23 protein-coding genes and 1 tRNA gene are annotated in these 21,843 nt (G+C 62.7%); 10 read left to right on the forward strand and 14 right to left on the reverse strand.

What is annotated here, in order from left to right:
• Together ACX3OZ_RS15350 and ACX3OZ_RS15355 are read left to right on the forward strand one after the other, a co-directional pair.
• The coding region (locus ACX3OZ_RS15350) for a hypothetical protein (protein ID WP_459104829.1) at positions 1-430 on the forward strand (430 nt) is incomplete at its 5' end.
• 89 nt (positions 431-519) lie between these two features.
• Positions 520-960, forward strand: a complete 441-nt coding sequence (locus ACX3OZ_RS15355) for a CBS domain-containing protein (RefSeq protein WP_459104830.1) — start codon at positions 520-522, stop codon at positions 958-960.
• A gap of 63 nt (positions 961-1,023) precedes the next feature.
• On the opposite strand, the gene ACX3OZ_RS15360 is transcribed toward ACX3OZ_RS15355, so the two are convergent.
• The 4 genes from ACX3OZ_RS15360 to ACX3OZ_RS15375 all read right to left on the reverse strand — a co-directional run bounded on the left by ACX3OZ_RS15360 (position 1,024) and on the right by ACX3OZ_RS15375 (position 3,123).
• Positions 1,024-1,227 (reverse strand): CsbD family protein, encoded by a 204-nt coding sequence (locus ACX3OZ_RS15360; protein ID WP_459095451.1) that lies wholly within the window; start codon positions 1,225-1,227, stop codon positions 1,024-1,026.
• 427 nt (positions 1,228-1,654) lie between these two features.
• Positions 1,655-2,086, reverse strand: a complete 432-nt coding sequence (locus ACX3OZ_RS15365; RefSeq protein WP_459104831.1) for a hypothetical protein — start codon at positions 2,084-2,086, stop codon at positions 1,655-1,657.
• A gap of 172 nt (positions 2,087-2,258) precedes the next feature.
• A complete protein-coding gene (locus ACX3OZ_RS15370; protein ID WP_459104832.1) occupies positions 2,259-2,465 on the reverse strand; it encodes a hypothetical protein in 207 nt (68 codons plus the stop codon).
• Positions 2,466-2,619: 154 nt separating this feature from the next.
• Positions 2,620-3,123 carry a hypothetical protein gene (locus ACX3OZ_RS15375; RefSeq protein ID WP_459104833.1) on the reverse strand — a complete coding sequence of 168 codons (504 nt, stop codon included), beginning with the start codon at positions 3,121-3,123 and terminating at the stop codon, positions 2,620-2,622.
• A gap of 152 nt (positions 3,124-3,275) precedes the next feature.
• Between ACX3OZ_RS15375 and ACX3OZ_RS15380 the strand changes: the two genes are divergently transcribed.
• Genes ACX3OZ_RS15380 through ACX3OZ_RS15390 form a run of 3 tightly spaced genes read left to right on the forward strand, consistent with a single transcriptional unit; the run spans position 3,276 to position 4,577 of the window.
• Complete coding sequence (locus ACX3OZ_RS15380) at positions 3,276-3,464, forward strand: hypothetical protein (protein ID WP_459104834.1); 189 nt, start codon at positions 3,276-3,278, stop codon at positions 3,462-3,464.
• Between the two features lie 10 nt (positions 3,465-3,474).
• Positions 3,475-4,215, forward strand: coding sequence for a phage antirepressor KilAC domain-containing protein (locus ACX3OZ_RS15385; protein ID WP_459104835.1), 741 nt, complete (start codon positions 3,475-3,477; stop codon positions 4,213-4,215).
• Positions 4,212-4,577, forward strand: a complete 366-nt coding sequence (locus ACX3OZ_RS15390) for a hypothetical protein (protein WP_459104836.1) — start codon at positions 4,212-4,214, stop codon at positions 4,575-4,577. Before ACX3OZ_RS15385 ends, ACX3OZ_RS15390 begins: the two co-directional genes overlap by 4 nt.
• Positions 4,578-4,825: 248 nt before the next feature.
• On the opposite strand, the gene ACX3OZ_RS15395 is transcribed toward ACX3OZ_RS15390, so the two are convergent.
• Positions 4,826-4,899 (reverse strand) — tRNA-Gln (locus ACX3OZ_RS15395).
• Positions 4,900-5,140: 241 nt separating this feature from the next.
• Between ACX3OZ_RS15395 and ACX3OZ_RS15400 the strand changes: the two genes are divergently transcribed.
• Positions 5,141-6,325, forward strand: coding sequence for a Ppx/GppA phosphatase family protein (locus tag ACX3OZ_RS15400; RefSeq protein ID WP_459096872.1), 1,185 nt, complete (start codon positions 5,141-5,143; stop codon positions 6,323-6,325).
• Positions 6,315-7,055: an RlmE family RNA methyltransferase gene (locus tag ACX3OZ_RS15405; protein WP_459096871.1), complete on the forward strand. Its 741-nt coding sequence runs from the start codon at positions 6,315-6,317 to the stop codon at positions 7,053-7,055. Before ACX3OZ_RS15400 ends, ACX3OZ_RS15405 begins: the two co-directional genes overlap by 11 nt.
• Before the next feature lie 89 nt (positions 7,056-7,144).
• On the opposite strand, the gene ACX3OZ_RS15410 is transcribed toward ACX3OZ_RS15405, so the two are convergent.
• Together ACX3OZ_RS15410 and ACX3OZ_RS15415 are read right to left on the reverse strand one after the other, a co-directional pair.
• Positions 7,145-8,536, reverse strand: coding sequence for an MFS transporter (locus ACX3OZ_RS15410; protein WP_459104837.1), 1,392 nt, complete (start codon positions 8,534-8,536; stop codon positions 7,145-7,147).
• Positions 8,537-8,555: 19 nt separating this feature from the next.
• Complete coding sequence (locus ACX3OZ_RS15415; RefSeq protein WP_459097025.1) at positions 8,556-9,950, reverse strand: MFS transporter; 1,395 nt, start codon at positions 9,948-9,950, stop codon at positions 8,556-8,558.
• Positions 9,951-10,244: 294 nt separating this feature from the next.
• Between ACX3OZ_RS15415 and guaB the strand changes: the two genes are divergently transcribed.
• Entirely contained in the window at positions 10,245-11,747 is a 1,503-nt protein-coding gene (gene guaB / locus ACX3OZ_RS15420; RefSeq protein WP_459096869.1) for an IMP dehydrogenase, read from the forward strand.
• A 186-nt stretch (positions 11,748-11,933) separates the two neighbouring features.
• On the opposite strand, the gene der is transcribed toward guaB, so the two are convergent.
• Together der and ACX3OZ_RS15430 are read right to left on the reverse strand one after the other, a co-directional pair.
• Positions 11,934-13,388, reverse strand: a complete 1,455-nt coding sequence (gene der, locus ACX3OZ_RS15425) for a ribosome biogenesis GTPase Der (protein ID WP_459096868.1) — start codon at positions 13,386-13,388, stop codon at positions 11,934-11,936.
• Positions 13,389-13,427: 39 nt separating this feature from the next.
• A complete protein-coding gene (locus ACX3OZ_RS15430) occupies positions 13,428-14,225 on the reverse strand; it encodes a tetratricopeptide repeat protein (protein ID WP_459096867.1) in 798 nt (265 codons plus the stop codon).
• A 194-nt stretch (positions 14,226-14,419) separates the two neighbouring features.
• On the opposite strand from ACX3OZ_RS15430, the gene ACX3OZ_RS15435 reads away from it, so the two are divergent.
• A complete protein-coding gene (locus tag ACX3OZ_RS15435; RefSeq protein WP_459104838.1) occupies positions 14,420-15,583 on the forward strand; it encodes an acyltransferase family protein in 1,164 nt (387 codons plus the stop codon).
• Between the two features lie 3 nt (positions 15,584-15,586).
• Here the strand turns inward: ACX3OZ_RS15435 and ACX3OZ_RS15440 are convergent, their stop codons facing one another.
• The 5 genes from ACX3OZ_RS15440 to ACX3OZ_RS15460 form a co-directional block, all read right to left on the reverse strand.
• Complete coding sequence (locus ACX3OZ_RS15440; RefSeq protein ID WP_459096865.1) at positions 15,587-16,201, reverse strand: 2'-5' RNA ligase family protein; 615 nt, start codon at positions 16,199-16,201, stop codon at positions 15,587-15,589.
• A gap of 174 nt (positions 16,202-16,375) precedes the next feature.
• Positions 16,376-17,947 (reverse strand): glutamine-hydrolyzing GMP synthase, encoded by a 1,572-nt coding sequence (guaA, locus tag ACX3OZ_RS15445; protein ID WP_459096864.1) that lies wholly within the window; start codon positions 17,945-17,947, stop codon positions 16,376-16,378.
• Between the two features lie 85 nt (positions 17,948-18,032).
• Positions 18,033-18,518, reverse strand: coding sequence for a TspO/MBR family protein (locus tag ACX3OZ_RS15450; protein ID WP_459096863.1), 486 nt, complete (start codon positions 18,516-18,518; stop codon positions 18,033-18,035).
• A gap of 62 nt (positions 18,519-18,580) precedes the next feature.
• On the reverse strand, positions 18,581-18,967 hold the full coding sequence (locus ACX3OZ_RS15455) for a hypothetical protein (protein WP_459096862.1): 387 nt from the start codon (positions 18,965-18,967) through the stop codon (positions 18,581-18,583).
• Entirely contained in the window at positions 18,964-20,256 is a 1,293-nt protein-coding gene (locus ACX3OZ_RS15460) for an RsmB/NOP family class I SAM-dependent RNA methyltransferase (RefSeq protein ID WP_459104839.1), read from the reverse strand. Before ACX3OZ_RS15460 ends, ACX3OZ_RS15455 begins: the two co-directional genes overlap by 4 nt.
• A 235-nt stretch (positions 20,257-20,491) precedes the next feature.
• Between ACX3OZ_RS15460 and ACX3OZ_RS15465 the strand changes: the two genes are divergently transcribed.
• Positions 20,492-21,754 carry a hemolysin family protein gene (locus ACX3OZ_RS15465; protein WP_459097024.1) on the forward strand — a complete coding sequence of 421 codons (1,263 nt, stop codon included), beginning with the start codon at positions 20,492-20,494 and terminating at the stop codon, positions 21,752-21,754.
• The last annotated feature ends 89 nt before the right edge of the window (positions 21,755-21,843 follow it).

The following is a 21,843-nucleotide window of genomic DNA, read 5'->3' on the forward strand; positions in this document are numbered from 1 at the left end:
ACGGTATAGATCCCCAACCCTCCTGCAAGCGTCGCAGAAGGAAGATAGGTGGCCGACTTTTACGCCGCCCGAAGCGGGACTATCCCGCCGCTACCGTGGACTAATTTTGCACCGCCGCTCTCAGCTGGAGCGCGACCGGGCGCAGCAGTCGCGCGTCCTCACGGCTCTTGTCGACGGCAGCAAGAGCTTCACCCCAGAGCAGATGGCTCAACTGAGGTCGATCATGACGGACGTTCTGGCTGACGCCGGGCTCCGCGTCGACGCTGCCGAGCAGCAGGATGAGGCTCGGCGGGACTTCATGTTCCTGCGAGCCTTCCGCCGAGCGGTGAACGGTCTGGCCGGCAAGATCGGCTGGCTGGTTATCGCTGCCGTTTTCGGTGCGGTGATCTGGCTGGTCACCGCGGGGCTGAACGCTTGGAGGGGCCTATAGGGGTGCGGATGGTTCATGCTCACGTCCCACATATCAACCGTGATACAGTCGGACGCTCGCTCAGAACGGGGCCGATGATAGGGGCGCAGATGTTTGTTGAAGCAATTTTGCCCGGGGCGCGTGAGCGGCTGGTGACCATCTCGGCGGAAGCACCCCTATTGGATGCGGCGCGGCTGCTAGGTAGCGGCACTGATCTGTTGGTGGTGTGCGGTGAGGCAGGCCGCCTTGTCGGCGTTATTACAAAAACCGACGTGGTGAGGCAGATCGGGCAATGTCAGGGCGCTGGCTGTACGACGCCGTTGGGATTCGCGATGACGCGAGATGTCTTGTTATGCAGGGCAGGGGACGTGTTGGAAACCCTGTGGCTTGACATGAATGCTCGGGGTTTGAAAAATATTCCGGTAGTTGACGCCGCCGATGCGCCAATAGGAGTTCTCAATGCCCGCGACATGCTGCAGGCGCTGCTCAGCCAGTCGGTCAATGAAGAATCGATGATGCGGGACTATGTGATGGGCGTCGGATACCGTTAAATTCGCTGGGACCACCGTGACAAAGGCCCCACTGATATGGGGCCTTCGCTTCGTCGTTTGAGGCTACCAGCGCTGCCGGCCATACCAGTCATCGATGTCCTTGCGCACCTCGTCCTTGGCCTTGCCGTAGCGCTCCTGGATTTTGCCTTCGAGCTGCTCACGGTTGCCATTGATCTGGGCTAGATCGTCGTCGGTGAGTTTACCCCACTGCGCTTTGATCTTGCCCGTCATCTGCTTCCAGTTACCTTCGACACGGTTCCAATCCATCGGAATCTCCTGTTGCAGTTGTGAAAAGACAACGAACGGGGTACGTCAGGGGTTCCCGGGGCGGGGTTCGGGCCCAAACAGCAAGCAGAGGCGCTGCGCGGGTGGGATAAGGGCTCGGCTGCCACTTCGTTGGCTAGTATGGGAAACCGGAAAAACCAAACTATTCCCTATGCCACCACGTCCGGTTGACGCGCGCTACGCCTCGTCATGCAAACGAGATATCGCGGAAAGAGTTCCTAGACTGAGTTTCCCGCGCGGAGGGCCTGCAGGTCAACAAAAAAGCCCCGCCGAGTGTTGGCAGGGCAAGTGACCGAAGATTGAAGGTAAACCTGCGACGGGGTGCATTATGCCGCAGGTTCGGCATATTAACGCCGCTAGGTACGTGCAGTTCCCCAACAAAAAGCCAGCGGTTGGGCAGGCACTGGGCCTAAGCTAGCATCGCCCCGAGCCGGCGCCAAACGCTGGGGCCACGATCCTCTGCGTAGCTTCGTAAGCGTCGGGCCAGACCTGCCCCGGTCATTGACCCCATATAGTGGCAATCGCAAAACAGGTGATGGGCCTCGTCGGCAGTCATTCCGAAAAAGTCCATTGTGTCACCAAGACGGTCACTTGCCAGCCCTTCGGCGCTAAGGGATGGTTCGTTGAACGCTACGGTCAACGGCGTGTTGATGCCGCTGTACTGACGCTGTTCATCGGCCGACAGATACTCGATCCTCCGGAGGGCGTTGAGGGGCCCAGCATGGCTTTCTAGCGCGTCAGCCCAGCGGGTCAGGCGCTCGTGACGCGACATCGGCTGGATGCCATCGAGCGACTGGACCAGATCGGCGGCGCGCATTTCTTGGGGGTTTTGGTACTTCATAAGTTCCTCCTTTCAGAGATACTCAAGCGTGCAGAATAGCACCCAGGGTTCTGCGGTTCAAATGTAGGGTGATCACAATGTTTGGGTGGGTTCCCGCTAGAGTGCGAGCGTCACTTCAACCTGCACCACCAGTCATCGCCGTCTGGCCAACGCCGGACCAAGCCCTCGGCGATCAGGATGTCCCCAACGTTGGGGACATCAATCCGAATGGTTGCCAGCCGTCGACCACGCAGGTTTTGTCGGCGGTGCTGGGCCGGTTGCCGCACATGGTCAGTTGGGCGGGCTGGGCGAAGGTGGGTAGCGTGCTGACCAGGAGCAGCACCAGCACTGTGAAAACTCGTGTCATTGCGGCATTCGCCATCGTCGGCGCCATCATCATGACCGGCTTCTGGGCTTGGATCAGTAGCGGGGGCAAAGGGGCCAGCTAGGCCGCTGGGCTCTGGAACAAAGGAGTGCACACGCCCTGGCCCTCGGTGCAGTCAACGACCCATGCCGTTTTCCACGCCCTTGGCGGGCGATGCGCTTGCAGACGCTCATTTCTTTTCGTCCGTCTCCAGATCGTCAAGTATCGATCCCACGGGCGCATCTGTTCCCGAAAACAGTTCATCGCGCCAATTCGACGCCTCAACCTTTGCCAGTGCGGCGTCTCTGGCGGCTTGGTCCATATCAGGCGACGATCTATAGGGTTGAGCTGAGTTAGCCGCTTGCTCGAAGTCCGCGTACAGATGAGCGATCCTATCCATCTGCTCTGCCATGATCCGAACAGACGGCTCAAAAGCCTCTTGAGCTTCGTTCGGGAGGCTGTCACGCCAATTCGCTAAAGTTTCGCCCAGTACAGACGTCACCAAGAACAGCTGAAACACCTGCTGGGAAACGTCATCTGATGCATCATCAAAAATCAGCCCGATCTTGCACAGCCGTCTGACTGCTTCGGAGCGTGTGGCTACTCGGTTCGCAAAACGCCAGTCATCGATGGCCGTCAATTCCTCATTCGACATCATTATTGGAATGCGGTTTTCTCGCGGAGCTTTGGCCATTGCTGCCTCCATTATCGCTGTGGTTGTGTAAAATCGGCACAAAAAGCACAAGCGGCGTTGACTTTTAACCTTACCAATGTGCGAATAGCAAATCGGCGCTTTTTGTGCCGATTTTGAAGCAGGAGGCGATAATGCGAACCAGACGGTTCACAATGATGCTGACCGAGATCGAGGGCAGGGCCCTCAATGACTACCGACACCATCATAAAATAGGCACGCTTTCGGAGGCTGCCCGGCAACTTATTGCCGGAGCTCTCATGACGGCGGCGCAGGCCGAAAATGAAAAAGGCCCGGCAGAGGCGGCAACCTCTCCGAGCCATGGTTCCAACGATCCCCGCTAAGGAAACGAATATGAACGAGAAAAACTATATTCCGCGAGAGCCTCCAGGTCTACCCGTCCAAACCGGGAACGTGCCGACTGGCACTACCATGACGACCCGCGACATCTCTGATCTGGTCGAGAAGCGTCATGATAACGTGATGCGCGACACGAAGGCGATGTTTGACGCCCTCGAAATGTCAGCCCTCAGTTTTGAGGGCTCCTATATCGGGGACAACGGCAAGTCATTGCCGCTCTACAATCTGCCCCGCGATCTGACTATGACCCTCGTCACCGGCTACAGCATTCCGCTTCGCAAGAAGGTCATCGACCGGCTGAATGAGCTGGAACGCAGGCAGCCTGATCCGTCGGCAGCGCTCAACAACCCCGCAACGCTCCGGCACCTGCTGCTGGAGAATGTCGAAAAGGTACTGGCCCTAGAGGCCGAGGTGGTCGGGCTCCAACCGAAAGCGGATTCCTACGATTTCCTGACCCGGGCTGATGGCACGATGTGCATCACAGACGCGGCGAAGGCCTTGGAGAAGCGCCCCAAGGATTTGTTTGCCTGGCTGCAGCAGCAGAAGTGGATCTATCGGCGGGCCGGCAATGGCCACTGGGTCGGATATCAAGACAAGATCCAGTCCGGCTTACTCGATCACCGAGTTGAAGAGGTGACCCGAGCCGATGGTTCTAGCAAAATCACGGAGCAGGTTCGCATCACCGCAAAGGGCATGGCGCGCCTGGGTGAGTTGGTGAGCAGGGCAGCCGCATGAACCTTCCCACCCTCAACATGGCCGACTGGTCGATCATCGACTTCGAGCTGGCTTTCGATGGCATCCGCCACCTGAGCAACGCATCGCTCTGGATGCAGAACCAGCCCCGCAGCTATGACAGCAAGCGAAGCAATTATCATCCCGGCGCAGACTTCATTGTGCAGGTGGGGGAGGACTGGTGCGCCAGTATCATCGACAGCTTGGTGAAGCGGCTCGAGGTGATCCGGTTCGACGACGCCGAACATGACGACCGGCGTATCCGCCTGCTGCTGATCTATTACGCGGACTTTGGCCCGTCGGGTGAATCGGTGACGAACCTGCTGGCGATGGCCGCGGCACAGTCGGCGCCTTTGGCGGCATAGCCGGAACGTTCACCCGTTACTCGCGTTCACTCCCCGTCGTGGGGTGTTGACGCTACCCATGATAGCCCCGGTGGAAACGCCGGGGCTTTTTTATGTGCCATGTGCCATTTCATGTGCCACGGACCAGCCGGGCCCCTTTGGAAACCCCCGGAAATCCTCGGTATCGCACGGCACACAAATGGCACATGGTGCGCACGAGAATTGGCGGCGCTGACCGCTTATGTATTTGATTTCGTTTGGAAAAAGATTGGCTGGGGAACCTGGATTCGAACCAAGATTGACGGAGTCAGAGTCCGCTGTTCTACCGTTGAACTATTCCCCAGCAAGGGTTTCCGGCGAGGCCGGCGGTATTTGGCGGGAGGCGGGTAAAGCGTCCGGCGCGGGCACTGCATAGACAATGCCCGAACAGATTGCAAGCGCCTCTGACGCAAGCTGTGGATAGCTTGTCGCCATTGCGCTTGCCCGCCCCTTGCACTACCGTCGTTCTCGACACGTTATAAACAGTGCGCCGGGCGCTGCCGGCTAGGCCGGTTCCGGCGACCGCGCACGACAGGAGACTTTCTGTGACCGATTCCGATCGGTCCGCTGCCGGCTATTCGTCGCTCGACGAACCGGCAATCCGTGCCCCGTCCAGTCCCGGACCGGCGGGGAGGGTAGGGGGCGACATGCTCTCACCCGCCGCGGACAGGCGGACGTCCAACGCCACCACTCCGCGCCGACACCGCGGGCCGGTTTACGCCGCGCTCGATCTTGGCACCAATAATTGCCGCCTGCTGATCGCCCGCCCGCATGACCATGGCTTTCGCGTGCTCGATGGCTTTACCCGAATCGTCCGGCTGGGCGAGGGGGTTTCGGTCACCGGACGGCTGAGCGAAGCCGCCATGGACCGCACCATGGATGCGCTGCGCCAGTGCCGCAACAAGCTGCGCGAGCATCAGCCCATTCGCATGCGGCTGATCTCCACCGAAGCCTGCCGCGCCGCCGAGAATGGCCTGGCCTTTCTGGCCCGGGTCAAGCATGAGCTGGGCTTGGAGCTGGAGATCGTTGATCGCCGTACCGAGGCCGAGCTGGCGGTGACCGGCTGTGCCGACCTCATCGAGGGGGGCGCTGCCGGCGCCCTGATGTTCGATATTGGCGGCGGTTCCTCCGAATTGGCCTGGCTCGATTTTCGCGGTGGCCGGCCCAAGGCGCAGGGCCGCATGTCGGCGTCGATCCGCTCCTGGCAGTCGCTGCCGGTCGGCGTGGTGTCGATTGCCGAAAAATTCGGCGGCATCGATGTGACGCCGGCGGTGTTCGAGGCGATGGTGGCCCATGTCTCCGAGCATCTGCGCCAGTTCCGCGGCCGTGAAAAGCTGCGCCAGATGATTGCTAATCATCCGGTGCATCTGATCGGCACCTCGGGTACCGTGACCACGCTGGCCGGGCTGCATCTGGGCCTGGAACGCTATGAGCGCCAGAAGGTGGACGGCTTGTGGATGAAGCGCGCCGAAGTCGATGATACGATGAAGGTGCTACTGGCCATGTCCTATGAGCGCCGCATGGCCCATCCCTGCATTGGCCGGGACCGGGCTGATCTGGTGCTGCCGGGCTGCGCTATTTTCGAGGCGATCCGGCGGGAATGGCCGACGGAGCGTGTTCGCGTGGCCGATCGTGGCTTGCGTGAAGGTATTTTAATTTCGCTGATGGACGCGGACCGCGCCCATAATCGGGCGTCGCGGTACCCGCGGAGGACTGGCAATGGTGGATAAAGCTCTCGGTACTGGCGGACGCAAGTCCGAACGGGACCTCAAGATTCGGGTGAAGACGGCCAAGGGTCGCAAGGTGTCGTCGACGATCTGGCTCGAACGCCAGCTCAACGACCCCTATGTGGCGCGGGCTCGCTCGGAAGGCTATCGCTCGCGCGCCGCCTTCAAGATCAAGGAGATGGACGAAAAGCATCACCTGTTCCGCAAGGGCATGCGCATCGTCGATCTGGGCGCCGCGCCGGGCGGCTGGTCGCAGGTGGCGGCCAAGGCCATCGGCTCCACCGAGGCCAATCCGCTGATCGTCGGCATCGACTATCTGGAGATGGACCCCATCCCCGGTGTCACCCTGCTGATGAAGGATTTCACCGATGAGGACGCGCCGGCGGCGCTGATTGCTGCCATGGGTGGCAAGAAGGCCGATCTGGTGATGAGCGACATGGCCTGGCCGACCACTGGCCACCGCCCGACCGACCACCTGCGCATCGTGCAGCTGATCGAGATCGCCGCCGCCTTCGCGCTCGACGTGCTGGCGCCGGGCGGCTCGTTTGTCGCCAAGGTGTTCCAGGGCGGCACCGAGCATGAGCTGCTGCATATGCTCAAGCGCCACTTCAAATCGACCTTCCACGCCAAGCCGCCTTCCAGCCGCTCCAATTCGGCCGAGGCCTATCTCATCGCCAAGGGTTTCAAGGGCACCAACGATACCGTGCCCGGCGAAGGCGAATACGACCGCTAGTCGCTCGGCGGCAACAGGCTGAAAACCACAAGAAAGCCGTCAGCATGCTGGCGGCTTTTGCTTGCGCGGTTATGGGGGCTATATCCCGGCTAATGCGCGTGCGGACCACGGGTTAGCGCCTGTCCGGCATCCTTGGGCAGGCGCAAGAACATCACCGTCGAAATGGCGCAGATAGCGCCGACGACGAAGAAGGCGGCGTGGAAATCCGACAGGATCAGCTCGCCCCCGCCGCGTAGCGCATTGGCGGCTTCCAGCACCCCGCCGCCCACGGCAATGCCCAGCGCCATGGTCAGCTGCCCGCTCACCTGGTTGATCACATTGGCCTGGCCGGCATCCTTGTCCTCGACATCGGCGAACACGAAAGCGCTGGAGCCGGTCCAGAAGGTCGAGTTCCAGAAGCCGGTAAAGACCAGCACCGACAGGATCAGCGGTATCGGCGTTTCGGGGGTGTAGAGCCCCATGGCAAGGATGCCGAGGGCCGAGACGGCGGTGGAAATCACCAGCGAGGTCTTGAAGCCGATGGATTTGAAAATCCAGGTGGCAAAGAATTTGGCGATGATCGCGCCGACGGCGCCGGCAAAGGTCACCATGCCGGAGTCAAACGGCGTCATGCCGAAAGCCAGCTGCAGCATCAGCGGAAACAGGAACGGCGTCGCGCCCTGACCCAGCCGGAAGGCCGCGCCGGCCACCACCGCACTGCGGAAATAGGGCAGGCGGAACAGCCGCAGATCGAGCAGCGGATTGTCGCCGGTCAGCGCATGGCGGGCATAGAGAACGCCAATGCCGATGCCAATCGCGGTGGCGATCACCCCGATAATCGGCGGCAGCGCCGGCAGGCTGATCACCGCCGTGCCGAAGGCAAACAGCGCGAAGGCGGTTCCCGCCAGGAAAAAGCCTGGCAAATCAATGGCGCGCGGCGCATTGCGCTGGGTTTCCGGCAAAAACAGCCCCACCAGCACCACCCCGACAATGCCGATCGGCACATTGATCAGGAAGATCCAGTGCCAGCTCAGATAGGTGGTGAGAAAGCCGCCAAACGGCGGCCCGGCAATCGGGCCGATCAGCCCGGGAATGGTCAGCCAGGCCATGGCATGGACCAGCTGGTGGCGCGGCGTGGCCCGCACCAGCACCAGCCGGGCAATCGGCGTCATCATGGCGCCGCCCATGCCCTGAATGAAGCGGGCGACCACGAAGGCCAGCAGCGAATCGGAGAAGGCACAGGCAATCGAGCCCAGCACGAACACCACCATGGCGATGCGGAACACGTTGCGCGAGCCGAAGCGGTCGGCCATCCAGCTCGAAATCGGCACGAAGATGGCCAGCGCCACCAGATAGGCGGTCAGCGCCAGCTTGAGCGAAATCGGATCGGTGCCCAGATCGTCGGCAATGGCCGCCAGCGAGGTGGCAATGACGGTCGCGTCCATGTTTTCCATGAACAGCGCCGTGGCGAGGATGAGGGGAACGATACGCGACACAGCCATATTGCCGGGATTATCCCGGTCACTCCCTGTGGATGACGGCGCCCTGATGGCCCGAAACATTGTTGCCGGCATTGGGCGGCAATCGGAAATAAATCAGACCGGCCAGGATGCTGAGGCCGCCGACCACGAAAAACGCGATCTGGAAATCGATGAGGTCGAGCGCGCTGCCGCGCAGCCGCATGCTGACTTCGAGCACGCCGCCGGCCATGGCCACCCCGAATGCGATGCTCAGCTGCTGGCACACGGCAACGATGGCCGTGGCCTGGCTGGCGTCTTCGTCGTCGACATCGGCATAGCCCATCGCGTTGGAGCCGGTGAACAGCACGGAGCGCAGCACGCCGCCCAGCAGCAGCACGGCCATGATCACCGGGACGGGCGTGGCGGCATTAAAAAACCCCTGCGCCGCGATCAGCGCCCCGCCACCGACGGCCGCTATGCCCAGTATCAGCGGAAAGCCGAACCGCTTGAACACCCGCTCGGCGACGAACTTGCTCATGATCGCGCCAAAGGCGGAAACGAAGGTGATGGCGCCGGACTGGAACGGATTGAGGCCAAAGCCGAGCTGCAACATCAGCGGCAGCAGAAACGGCAGCGCCCCGACGCCGATGCGGAACAGCGAGCCCCCGGTAATCGAGGCGCGAAACAGCTTGTGGCGGAACAATTGCGGGTCGAGCAGCGGAAATGCCGTCCGCTTGGCATGCGACAGATATAACAGGCCAGCGGCCACGCCGACGGCAATGGTCAGATAGCCATAGGCGATTGGCAGCGCCGGCAGGCTCACAACTGACAGCCCGAACACCGTGCCGGAAAAGGCGATGGCGGCCAGCAGGAAGCCGGTGACGTCGATGGGGCGCGGATTGCGCGCATCGGGGACCTTAAGGAAAATCCCGGCCAGGATCACCCCGGCAATGCCGATGGGAATATTGATCCAGAAAATCCAGTGCCAGCTGAGATAGGTGGTGAGAAAACCGCCGATCAGCGGCCCGGTCAGCGGCCCCAGCAGGCCCGGCACGGTCAGCCACGCCATGGCCGACACCAGCTCGCTGCGCGGCGTCGAGCGCACCAGCAGCAGCCGGCCCACCGGCGTCATCATCGAGCTGCCAATGCCCTGAAAGAAACGGGACAGCACGAAGCTCTCCAGCGAAAACGAGAAGGAGCAGGCCAGCGAGCCGAGCATGAACACCACGATGGCCAGCCGGAAAATAGTCTTGGCACCGAAGCGGTCGGCCATCCAGCCGCTGATCGGAATGAAAATCGCCAGCGACACGAAATAGGCGGTCAGCGCCAGCTTCAGCGCAATCGGGTCCGTGCCGATATCGGCCGCAATCGCCGGCAGCGAGGTGGCAATGACGGTCGAATCCATCTGTTCCATGAACAGGGCGACCGCAAGAATGAGGGGGGTGACGCGGATCAGGACACTGGGACCGGCAAGGAATCGGGATGCGCCAATATGTGGCAGGCATAATATGGACTGTGGACCAGAGGCTGGAAAGGCTATTTGCCCTAGTCCTTCCGTCCACATTTGCCCCGTCCTCGTCGAGGCATGCGTTCGCCGCTGGGCCGCCCCGCCTTGCACGCGGTGGCCGCCCCCTATGCAAGCCGGCCCCCCGGTGCTATTGACCCTCGCCAACCTGAACCCGCCGCAAACGTCGGCCCGGTTCACACTCCAACATTTCTGATCATATCAGAAGGCAGGAAAGGTCTGGCCTTGGCGAAGATTATTACCACCATCACCGGCGATGCGGCGCTAACCTTCGATGACGTGCTGCTGCAGCCGGCGCGCTCTGACATCCTGCCCACGGAAACCGACATTTCCACCTATGTCACCAAGGACATAGCGCTCAATCTTCCCATCATCAGTTCAGCCATGGATACCGTCACCGAGAGCGGCATGGCCATTGCCATGGCGCAGGCCGGCGGCTTGGGCGTCATCCACAAGAACCTCACCACCGCCGAGCAGGCCGAGCAGGTCCGTCAGGTCAAGTCGTTCGAATCCGGCATGGTGGTCAATCCGATCACCATCGGCCCCGACGCCACGCTGGCCGATGCGCTGTCGCTGATGCAGGTCAACCGCATTTCCGGCATTCCGGTCGTCGAAAACGGCGGCAAGGGCGGTCGCGCCATCGGCAAGCTGGTCGGCATCCTTACCCACCGCGACGTGCGCTTCGCCTCCCATCCGGCGCAGCCGGTCAGCGAGCTGATGACCCACCAGAATCTGGTCACCGTGCGCGACGGCATCTCCAAGGAAGAAGCCAAGGTGCTGCTGCACACGCACCGCATCGAAAAGCTGCTGGTGGTCGACGCCGGTTATCGCTGCACCGGCCTGATCACCGTCAAGGATATCGAAAAGGCCCAGCTCAACCCAGACGCCGTCAAGGACGAGCAGGGGCGCCTGCGCGTCGCCGCCGCCTCTACGGTCGGCGACCAGGGCTTTGAGCGCTCCATGGCCCTGATTGACGCCGGGGTGGACCTTCTGGTCATCGACACCGCCCACGGACACTCGGTGCGCGTCGCCGAGGCCGTCGAGCGCGTCAAGCGCGAGAGCAATTCCACTCGCATCGTCGCCGGCAACGTCGCCACCGCCGAGGCAGTCAAGGCGCTGATTGATGCCGGCGCGGATTCGATCAAGGTTGGTATCGGCCCCGGCTCGATCTGCACCACCCGCATCGTCGCCGGCGTCGGCGTTCCCCAGCTCGCAGCCGTCATGGCCTGCGCCGAGGAGGGGGCCCGTCACGGCATCCCGATCATCGCCGACGGCGGAATCAAATACTCAGGCGATATGGCTAAGGCATTGGCCGGTGGTGCTTCTTGCGTCATGGTCGGCTCACTTCTGGCCGGCACCGACGAGAGCCCCGGTGAGGTTTATCTCTACCAGGGCCGCTCCTATAAGTCGTATCGCGGCATGGGTTCGGTCGGCGCCATGGGCTCCGGTTCGGCCGATCGCTACTTCCAGCAGGATGTGCGCGATCAGATGAAGCTGGTGCCTGAAGGCATCGAAGGCCAGGTGCCCTACAAGGGTTCGGCCGGTGCCGTGCTGCATCAGCTCGCCGGCGGCTTGCGCGCCTCGATGGGTTATACCGGCGCCCACAATCTCAAGGACTTCCGCGACAATTCGGTGTTCGTGAAAATCTCCGGCGCTGCGCTCAGCGAAAGCCACGTCCACGACGTCATCATCACCCGCGAAGCCCCCAACTACCGCAGCGGCCGCTAAGCAGCCCGCTTTCGTCTCTCCCCACCCACGGTGTCACCCCGGCCTTGGAGCCGGGGCCCATCCTGAGATAGGGCGGCCGCCCGCAAGGGATTGAACATTCAATCGCGTGAATTGCAGCGCGGCGCACGGTGACGGTCAAAACAAAACCCGCGGATCGCTCCGCGGGTTTTTCTTATTTTGATTGGCTTAACCCAGTCGACGCTTGCGCTTGTCGTCATACGGGTTCTTTTCACTGCCGGCGCGGATCCACAGCCGGATCGGCGTACCCTTTATGTCAAAGGCTTCCCGCATCCCGTTGATCAGATAGCGCTGATAGGCCATCGGCAGCGCTTCCGGCCGCGAGGCGAAGATGATGAAGCTCGGCGGCCGCGTCTTGGCCTGCGTCATGTAGCGCAGCTTGAGGCGACGGCCCGACACGGCCGGGGGCGGATGTCCATCGATCATGCCGGCCAGCCAGCGATTCAGTCGCGCCGTCGAGACGTGCGAGTTCCAGCTGCGCTCGATGGTGAAAATCGCGTCCATCAGCTTGTCGATATTCTTGCCGGTGAGGCCCGACAGCGTCACCAGCGGCACGCCGCGCAGCTGCGGCAGCAGGCGGTTGCAGGCTTCGCGCAGATGCGCCAGCGTTTCGTTCTTGTCTTCGATCAGGTCCCATTTGTTGAGCGCGATCACCAGGGCGCGACCTTCGCGCTCCACCAGATCGGCCAGCGCCAAGTCCTGCTTTTCGAAGGGGATGGTGGCGTCGAGCATCAGCACGACGACTTCGGCATATTGGATCGAGCGCAGGCTGTCGCCCACGGCCAGCTTTTCCAGCTTCTCGGTGACGCGGGCGCGGCGGCGGATACCGGCGGTATCGACAAGGTTGATCACCCGGCCTTCCCATTCCCACGGCACCAGAATCGAGTCGCGGGTGATACCGGCCTCGGGACCGACCAGCACGCGCTCTTCGCCGACCATGCGGTTGATCAGCGTCGACTTGCCCGCATTGGGACGGCCGACAATGGCGACGTTGAGATAGCGATTGGGGTTCCAGCGCAGGGTCGCTTCGTCGCCTTCGCCTTCCAGCATGTCCTCGGTGATGTCGATGTCGGTTTCCGGCATCGCGTCGAGATCGCCGATCTCGGTCGCTTCCTTTTCGGCCGCCATGCGGTCGATGGTGGACGAAACGATCGAATAGAGTTCCGACAGGCCCAGCCCGTGTTCCGCCGACAGCGCGATGGCTTCGCCGAAGCCCAGCTTATAGGCCTCGACCAGCCCGGCCTCGGCCGCGCCGCTCTCGGCCTTGTTGCCGACCAGATGCACGTCCTTGCCGGCTTTGCGCAGCACCTGCGCAAAGCGCTGGTCCAGCGGCATCACGCCGACGCGGGCGTCGATCATGAACAGGATGACATCGGCTTCCCGAATCGCCAGCTCGGTCTGCTGGCGCATGCGGTCTTCCAGACTCCCATCGGTCACGTCTTCGTAGCCGGCGGTATCGAGAATGCGGAAGGTCAGGTCCGCGATGCGGCCCTCGGCTTCGCGGCGGTCGCGGGTGACACCGGGCGTGTCATCGACCAGCGCAATTTTGCGCCCGACGAGGCGGTTGAACAGAGTGGATTTGCCGACGTTCGGGCGACCGACAATGGCGACGGTGACGGTCATGCGAGTAAGGTTCCGATCCGGCGGGAGGCGAGACAGCCGCTATTGCGCGGCTGGCGCGGCCTCGGTGGTGGCAGCGGGGGCGTCGGCAGCCGGGGATTCGGCGGCAGGCGTCTCGTCGCTGACGATGGCATCAATGGCGGTAGCGGCTGCTTCGGCGTCGGCATCGGCCGGCGTTTCGGTCAGCACACCCTGCGACAGCAGCTGGGCGAGGTAGTAACCCATGCGGTTGCGCACTGAATTCTGGGTCAGCGGGTCGTTGATCACGGCCTCGAAGCTGGCCTGCGCGGCGGCGAAGTCGCCGGCCTTGTACTGTGCCAATCCCAGGGTTTCGCGCGCCGCATTGCGCAGCGCATTGCCCTCGACGGCGATGCTGCCGACGCGCGATTCGACATCGGCCAGGGTGCCGGTATCGACCATCAGCGTGCCGCCCAGCACCAGCGCCAGCTCACGCAGGCGGGCGTTGGACTGGCTATTGGCCAGCGCGTCATAAGCGGCCACGGCGTCGGCGGTGTTGCCCTCGCGGGCCAGCACGCCGGCCTTGCGGAACTGCGCCAGCACCGGATAGCTGCCCGAGCCATCGGCCATCAGCGTATCGAGCTGCGTCTGGGCCGCGACGAGATCACCGCCATCGATCAGCTCGAAAGCGCTGTACAACTCGTCGGACGACTGCGCGGCATTGTTGGCGTGATACCAGGTCCAGCCTTCATTGACCGCGACAAGCGCCACGACGCCCACGGCAGCGCCGATCACATAGGGAGCAAACCGACGCCACAGGGCGCGCATACGATCGCTGCGCAGCTCCTCGTCGATTTCTTGGAAGATATTGTCCTGGGACATGGCCTGCCTAAAGTCACTGGCTGAATTGGGCGCACGTTTAGCACGCTGTCGGGCGAAAGCAAATGCGCCCAGGGCATGGGTTCCCGGCCAATTCGCTTGGCTAAAGCTTTATCTATTAAGCTTAGGCTGAGGATCGCCTGCCGTGACCGGCAATCGCCGCTATAATCAGGCCGCGGACACCAGAGTAAACCAGCATGACCAAAGGCCGGGTCGAAACCATCGACGTCTTTCGCGGTATCGCCATCCTGATGGTGGTGATGTTTCATTTTACCGCCCGCCTGCCGGCCTATTCCCTCAACATCACCGAAGGCGCGCCATTGCCGGTGTTTTTCGGCTGGGTCGGGGTGTATTTCTTCTTCATCATCTCGGGCTACTGCATCTTCATGACGCTGGAGCGCTCGGCGACGGTCGGAATATTCCTGGCGCGGCGCTTTTCGCGCATTTATCCCGCCTTTTTTGCCGCCGGACTGCTGCTCTTCGTCTTCGGGCTGGTCGCCTATATTCCCAGCGTTCCCGAAGCTCACTTCCATGTCATCCCGCCCAATCTGCTCGATGTGCTGATGAATCTGTTCTTCATCGGGGAGATTGGCGAGTGGGTCGATGGTTCGTTCTGGTCCATCGCCGTGGAAGTGAAATTCTACCTGCTGGTGGCGATTCTGGCCGGCGTCTTCACCGATCGAGCCCGCTTCACCACGGTGTTTGCCTGGCTGGCCATCGTTATGGCCCCAATCTGGGCAGTCTCGACCCTGTTTTCCCATCTGGGCAGCGGTCCGGTGACGCCGCAATCCATGCTGAAATTCCTCGCCATCGCGCCCTATCTGACCTTCTTCGCCGTCGGCATTCTCGGCCGGCAACTGGAGAACGGCGCCCCGCAGGTCCGCAACCTGCTGCTGGCCAATCTGGTGCTGTCCACCGCCGTGGTCTGGATCGAGGCCTATTCCTTCGAACTGCATGATGGCGGTCTCAGCGCCAGCGTCTGCGCACTGGCCTATCTTGGCCTGACCCTGCTGTTCGTCCGCTTTGTCTCGGGCGGCTCGATCCCGCATGTGCCCGGCCTGTCCTCGGCCGTGGCCAAGGTCGGGCTGCTCAGCTTCTCCTGGTATCTGATCCACGAAAATATCGGCATCAGCTTCCTGACCACGCTGGATATCTATCTGCCGGCCCAAATCGCTCTGGTGCTGGCGATGATCTCGACCTTCTGCATTGCCGTGGTCTTCGCCCATCTGGTCGAACACCGCTTCCGCAAGCCCGTCGAAAAACTGGCCATGACCATTCTGGATTGGCTAGGCAACCAAGGCCGCGGCCTGAGCCTCCTGCGCAACGCCCCGCTGGCCGTTGCACCCGCAGCGGCTGAATAGGCATTAGCCCAGCACCCACTCTCCCAGATAGTCCGGCCGTCGCATTCCCGGCGTGGTGTGCACCAGCCAGAATGCCCGCACCGGCCAACGATAGGCCCGCCGTAGCGGTGTCTCTGGCAGCCGCTCGGGGCTGTACCAGATCGTCAGATGCGGCACGACCTTGCGCGGCCCAACCGGCAGGCCGAGCCGCTGCAGCTGTTGCCGAATGTCGCCATAGAGCCCCAGCAAATCATGCGCGCCATTACTGCAGGTCAGCACGGTTGGAAATTGCCTTCGCCCGCCCGTTCCGGCTCGCTTGCCGGACAAGCTCAGCACCTGGTCAAAACTGACGGTGAACCCCGGCCGCCGCACGGCCCCGCCAGCCTCAAGCGCTTCGTCCAGCCGATCCTGCGTAATTTCCCGGCCTTGCTGCACACAGTGGAGCGAGACATGCAGCCGATCGGCTCGTACCAGATTGCGCGCCCCAACACGCCGTGCCAGCAGCATCGCGCCGCGTTCAATGTCCTGCGCCACGGCCGGCGGCGGCACCAGGGTGAAATAATAGCGATGGTCCAGCGCCCGCTGGGTCGCTGCATCTTGAGGCGGCGCGCCGCCGAAAAGCTCCAACTGCATATCCATGATGGCACCGTTTGTTCTCTATTTGTTCTAAAATAGAGCGGCCGCAATGGAGCGTCAATCGTGTCATAGATCACGATCTGATCCCGCGAGGGCGGGATCGGCATGTGGTTAGGGCAGGCTGGCGCTTCCCGCCTGCGCGGGAAGCTGGGACGTCTCAGCTAAACTAGCTGCGGCTTATTCCCACTCGATGGTGCCGGGCGGCTTGCTGGTCACGTCATAGACGACGCGATTGATGCCGCGCACTTCGTTGATGATGCGGGTGGCGGTCTTGCCGAGAAAGTTCATGTCGAACTGGTAGAAATCGGCAGTCATACCATCGACCGAGGTCACCGCGCGCAGCGCGCAGACGAACTCATAGGTCCGCCCGTCGCCCATGACGCCGACGGTCTGCACCGGCAGCAGCACGGCAAAGGCCTGCCAGATCTTGTCATACTGGCCCGACTTGCGGATTTCATCGAGATAGATGGCGTCGGCCCGGCGCAGCAGGTCGAGTTTTTCCGGGGTGATGCCGCCGGGGCAACGGATGGCGAGGCCCGGACCGGGGAAGGGGTGGCGGCCGATAAAGCTCTCGGGCAGGCCCAGCTCACGGCCCAGCGCCCGCACTTCATCCTTGAACAGCTCGCGCAGCGGCTCGACCAGTTCCATATTCATGCGCTCGGGCAGGCCACCCACATTGTGGTGGCTCTTGATGGTCACCGAGGGACCGCCGGTGAACGACACCGATTCGATCACGTCGGGATAGAGCGTCCCCTGGGCCAGGAACTTGGCGCCGCCGAGCTTCTTGGCTTCCGCCTCGAAGGTTTCGATGAACAGCCGGCCGATGATCTTGCGCTTGGTCTCGGGGTCCGACTGGCCCTCCAGCTCGCTCAAAAACACCTTGGACGCGTCCACATGCACCAGCGGGATATTGTACTGGTCGCGGAACATGGTGACGACCTGTTCGCTCTCATTGAGCCGCATCAAGCCGTGGTCGACATAGATGCAGGTCAGCTGGTCGCCGATGGCTTCGTGGATCAGCACGGCAGCGACCGAGGAATCGACCCCGCCCGACAGCCCGCAAATCACCTTGTTGCTGCCGACCTGGGCGCGGATCTTCTCGACCATCTTGCTGCGATAGGCCGACATGGTCCAGTTGGACTCGATGCCGCAAATCTGGTGGACGAAATTGGCGTAGAGCTTGCCGCCGTCCGGGGTGTGCACCACTTCGGGGTGGAACTGCACCGCCCAAATGCGGCGCGCCTCATTGGCGATCATGGCATAAGGCGCGTTGGCCGAGGTGCCGACGACCTCAAAGCCCTCGGGCAGGGCCACGACGCGGTCGCCATGGCTCATCCACACCTGATGCTCGCTGCCCAGCTCCCACACGCCGTCATACAGCGCGCTAGCCTTGTCGACCTTGACCTCGGCGCGGCCGAATTCGCGGTGATGGCCGGCCTCAACCGTGCCGCCCAGCGCCACGCAGAGTGCCTGCTGGCCATAGCAGATGCCCAGGATCGGCACATTGGCGTCCAGGATCGACTGATCGATGGTCGGCGCGTGCTCGTCCAGCGTCGACGCCGGGCCGCCCGAGAGCACGACGCCCTTGGGCTGCATCGCTTCCATGGCCGCTGCAGCGTTCTGGAACGGATGGATTTCGCAATATACCCCGGTCTCGCGAATTCGACGCGCAATCAGCTGAGTGACTTGCGAACCAAAGTCGACGATGAGGATTGATTGCGGGCGGGCGGAGGGGTCAGGGTTTTGCATGGCGAGCCATTATCGCCGTGGCGTAGATTCCGCAAGCCTCACGCGTGCAACACAGGCTTGCGATTGGTCTTTGGTGGCGCTGGCGCTAGTTCAGGATCGCGATCGACAGGTTCAGCAGCGTCGCAAAGCCGACCCAGGCCGCATAGGGCACGAACAACCAGGCTGCGGTGGGATCATCGTCCCGCGCCGTCAGGATAAACGCCAGGATCAGCGCCAGCAGCGCCACGATCACGACAGCCGCCGGCCACAGCATTTGCCCGATGAACCAGATCGGCGACCACGCCCAGTTGAGCGCCATCTGGGCGAACCAGATTTTCATCGCCTTGCTGCCGGCGTCGATCATCCAGATGCGCCAGCCCGCCACCGCGATCATCACATAGAGCGCGAACCACACCGGCGCGAAAATCCAGTTCGGCGGATTGAAGGGCGGCTTGGTCAGCCCGGCATACCATTCGCCCGGCACCGATTGCGTCCCGATCAGCGCGCCAACGCCGATCACCACGACGAGAAAAACCCCCAGGGTGAGCCAGGGGCGGGGTGTCTTGTAGTCGGCAAGCGAGGGCGTGGTCATGGGTCAAAAACTCGATGGAGAGAGCACTGCTCCATCAACGCGCCACACGCCGTAGAGTTCACCTATTGCGTCGGGCTGCAGTCCGCCTGCGCGATGCTCAGCGCGCCCTTGGTCCCATCGGCCGCGACATAGCTCAGCTCCACGCTGCTTTCATCCGCCGCCCAGGCCGCCGTCACCGCCTCAAACAGCGGCTGATTGCCCTCCAGCGCCAGCTGACAACCTTGACGCTGGCCGCCAACATCGAGGATCGCCACACGCGTGCAGCCAGTCTCGCCACATAGCTCGCCCAGCTCCAGCCGCACCGCGCCGGAGGGCGAGACCAGATCATGTCGCGTATCGGGGGCAGGGAACATGAACCACACGGCGGCCAGCGCTGCCACAATCAGCAGCGCCGCCCCCGCCACAAACCCCCATAGGGGAATGCCGGTTTCCTGCGTGTCGGTGGTCATGCCACCTGCCGCAAGGCGTTCACATAAAACCCGTCGGTGCCGGTCAGTCGCGGCGTCAGCGCAATGCCCGACTGCGCGGTCGCCAGCTCGGCCGGCAATTCGGCGCCAAACGCCGCCTGCCACAATTCTTCCGGTGCCACCGAGGCAAAGCCCGGATGGGCGGCGATGAAAGCCGCGACCTGATCATCATTCTCCTCGGGCAGGATCGAGCAGGTGATATAGACCAGCGTGCCGCCCGGCTTGAGAAAGCGCTGCGCCTCGGCAAGGATTGCCGCCTGTTCACCGATCCGCTGCGCCAACAGTTCCGGCGACAGTTTCCATTTTGTGTCCGGCCGCCGCCGCCAGGTTCCGGTGCCGGTGCAGGGCGCGTCGATCACCACCCGGTCCATTTTGCCCACCAGATCATCCAGCGCGCCCGGCTGCGGCGCCCGCACCTGCACATTGCGCGCGCCATTGCGCTTGAGCCGGTCATAGATCGGCGCCAGCCGGTTACGGTCGCTGTCAAAAGCAAAAATCTGGCCCTTATTGGCCATGGCCGCCGCCAGCGCCAAACTCTTGCCGCCCGCGCCGGCGCAGAGGTCCAGCACCTGCTCGCCCGGCTTGGCCCCGGCCAGTGCCGCCACGATCTGGCTGCCCTGGTCCTGCACCTCGAACCAGCCCTTGAGGTAGCCCTCATCGGTGGTGACATTGGGCGTCCGCGCATCGCGCGGCCCGGCCGGCATAGTCACGCCCACCGGCGAAATCGCCGTCTCCTGCGGATTGAACCGCGCCAGCGACTTCATCACCCGCTCGCGACTGGCCTTGAGGCTATTGGCCCGCAAATCCAGCGATGGCCGCCCGGCCATGTCCTGTCCCTCGGCAATCCAGTTGTCGCCAAACGCCCGCTGCAGCGATGGCGTCAGCCATTCCGGAACATCGGCCAGCACCCAGCCCGGCGTATCGTCATTCAACTCGCCCACCGCGCGGGCCATTTCATCTTCGCTCAGCGCCTCGGGCGCATGGCTGTCGCTGGCAAAACTCTCATTCAGCGCCGCCGGGTCTTCATTCCAGTCGCGCACCGCGACGGCCAGCACCAGCGCACGCGGGCTGTCGCTGCCCATCAGCGCGGCGTGCGAGGCGCGGCGGCGCAGCGCGTCATAGACCAGATTGCCGATGGCGGCGCGGTCGCCGGCCCCGGCAAAGCGGTTATTGATTCCCCAGGCTTTGAGCGCTTCCGACACTGGACGCTTGCGCGTTTCCACGTCGGTCAGCACAGCAATGGCAGCAGACAGGCGACCGGGAAGACGCATTTGGGACACTCGCGAGTTACGGAAAACACTAGGCAATACGAGCCATAGCCGCAGAAGCGCCCGCACCACAAGACCTGCTGCCGCAGGGCGGAAATGCCCGCCGCCGACTGGCCGCGACTAATTTTCCAGACCCATGGTGTAAGCGGGCGCTTTACCCTTATATTGCACCGGCACAAGCGACCCGATGCTGAGAGCGGGGCCGCATCCATATGAAAACACCTTGTACGTAGAAATATTGATCGTCGTCGTTCTGACCATCGTCAACGGCCTGTTGGCAATGTCGGAACTGGCCGTCGTTTCCGCCCGACCGGCCCGCCTGCGCGGCATGGCCGACCAGGGCAACAAGGGCGCCGCCATCGCCATCGCCCTCGCTGAAGACCCGGGCAAGTTCCTGTCTTCCGTTCAAATCGGCATTACCCTGGTGGGCATCCTGTCCGGCGCCTTCTCGGGCGCCACGCTGGGCCTGCGCCTCACCAATTGGCTGCAAACGGTCGGCGTGGCGAACAATGTCGCCGATGTGCTGGGCGTCGGCGTCGTGGTGCTGCTGATCACCTATATCTCGCTGATCATCGGCGAACTGGTCCCCAAGCAGATTGCCCTGCGCGATGCCGAAGGCGTTGCCGCCCGCGTCGCCCCGTCGATGAAACTGCTGGCCGCCGTTGGCTCGCCGGTGGTCTGGGTGCTCGATGTTTCCGGCAAGGGCGTGTTGCGCCTCTTGGGCCAGCACGGCGAGTCCGATGAGAAGGTCACCGAAGAAGAGGTCAAGACCATCATTGCCGAGGCCACCACGGCCGGCGTGATCGAGAGTGACGAACATTCGATGATCTCGGGCGTCATGCGTCTGGCCGACCGTTCGGCCCGTGGCCTGATGACGCCGCGCCTCGATGTCGACGTCATCGACCTCTCCGACGATAGCGATGAGCTGCGCCGCACCATTCTCGACACCCATCGCTCACGCCTCTTGGTGCAGGACGGCGATGCCGATTCCATCATCGGCGTGGTGGCGATCAAGGACATTATCGGCGTCTTCGCCAATGGCCTGCCGCTCGAAATTCGCAAATTCGTCCAGCCGGTGCCGGTGGTGATGGACCATGCCGATGCGCTGGACGTGGTGCGCGCCATCCGCAATTCCACCGTGCATATGGCGCTGGTGGTCGATGAATACGGCCATTTCGAAGGCATCGTCACCTCGGGCGATATCCTTGAAGTCATCACCGGCGTGTTCCAGGAAGAAACCGGTGATGACCCGGCTTTGGTCCGCCGCGAAGACGGGTCCTATCTGGTGGCCGGCTGGATGCCCGTCGACGAATTCGGCGACCGCCTCAAGCTGTCCATCGCCCGCGACGGCAAATACGAAACTGTCGCCGGCTACGTGCTCTCCATCATCAACCGCCTGCCGGCCGTTGGCGAAACCTTTGAGCATAATGGCTGGAAATTCGAAGTCATGGACCTCGACGGCCGCCGCATCGACAAGATTCTGATGACCAAGCTGGACTAGGGGCAGGGCCCCAAGAGTGGAGCGACCCTCTCCCCTTGCGGGAGAGGGGCAGACCTGACGCGTTCAGCAGCAGATCAGGTTGTGAGGGG

The organism is Devosia sp. A369 (genome assembly GCF_054489345.1).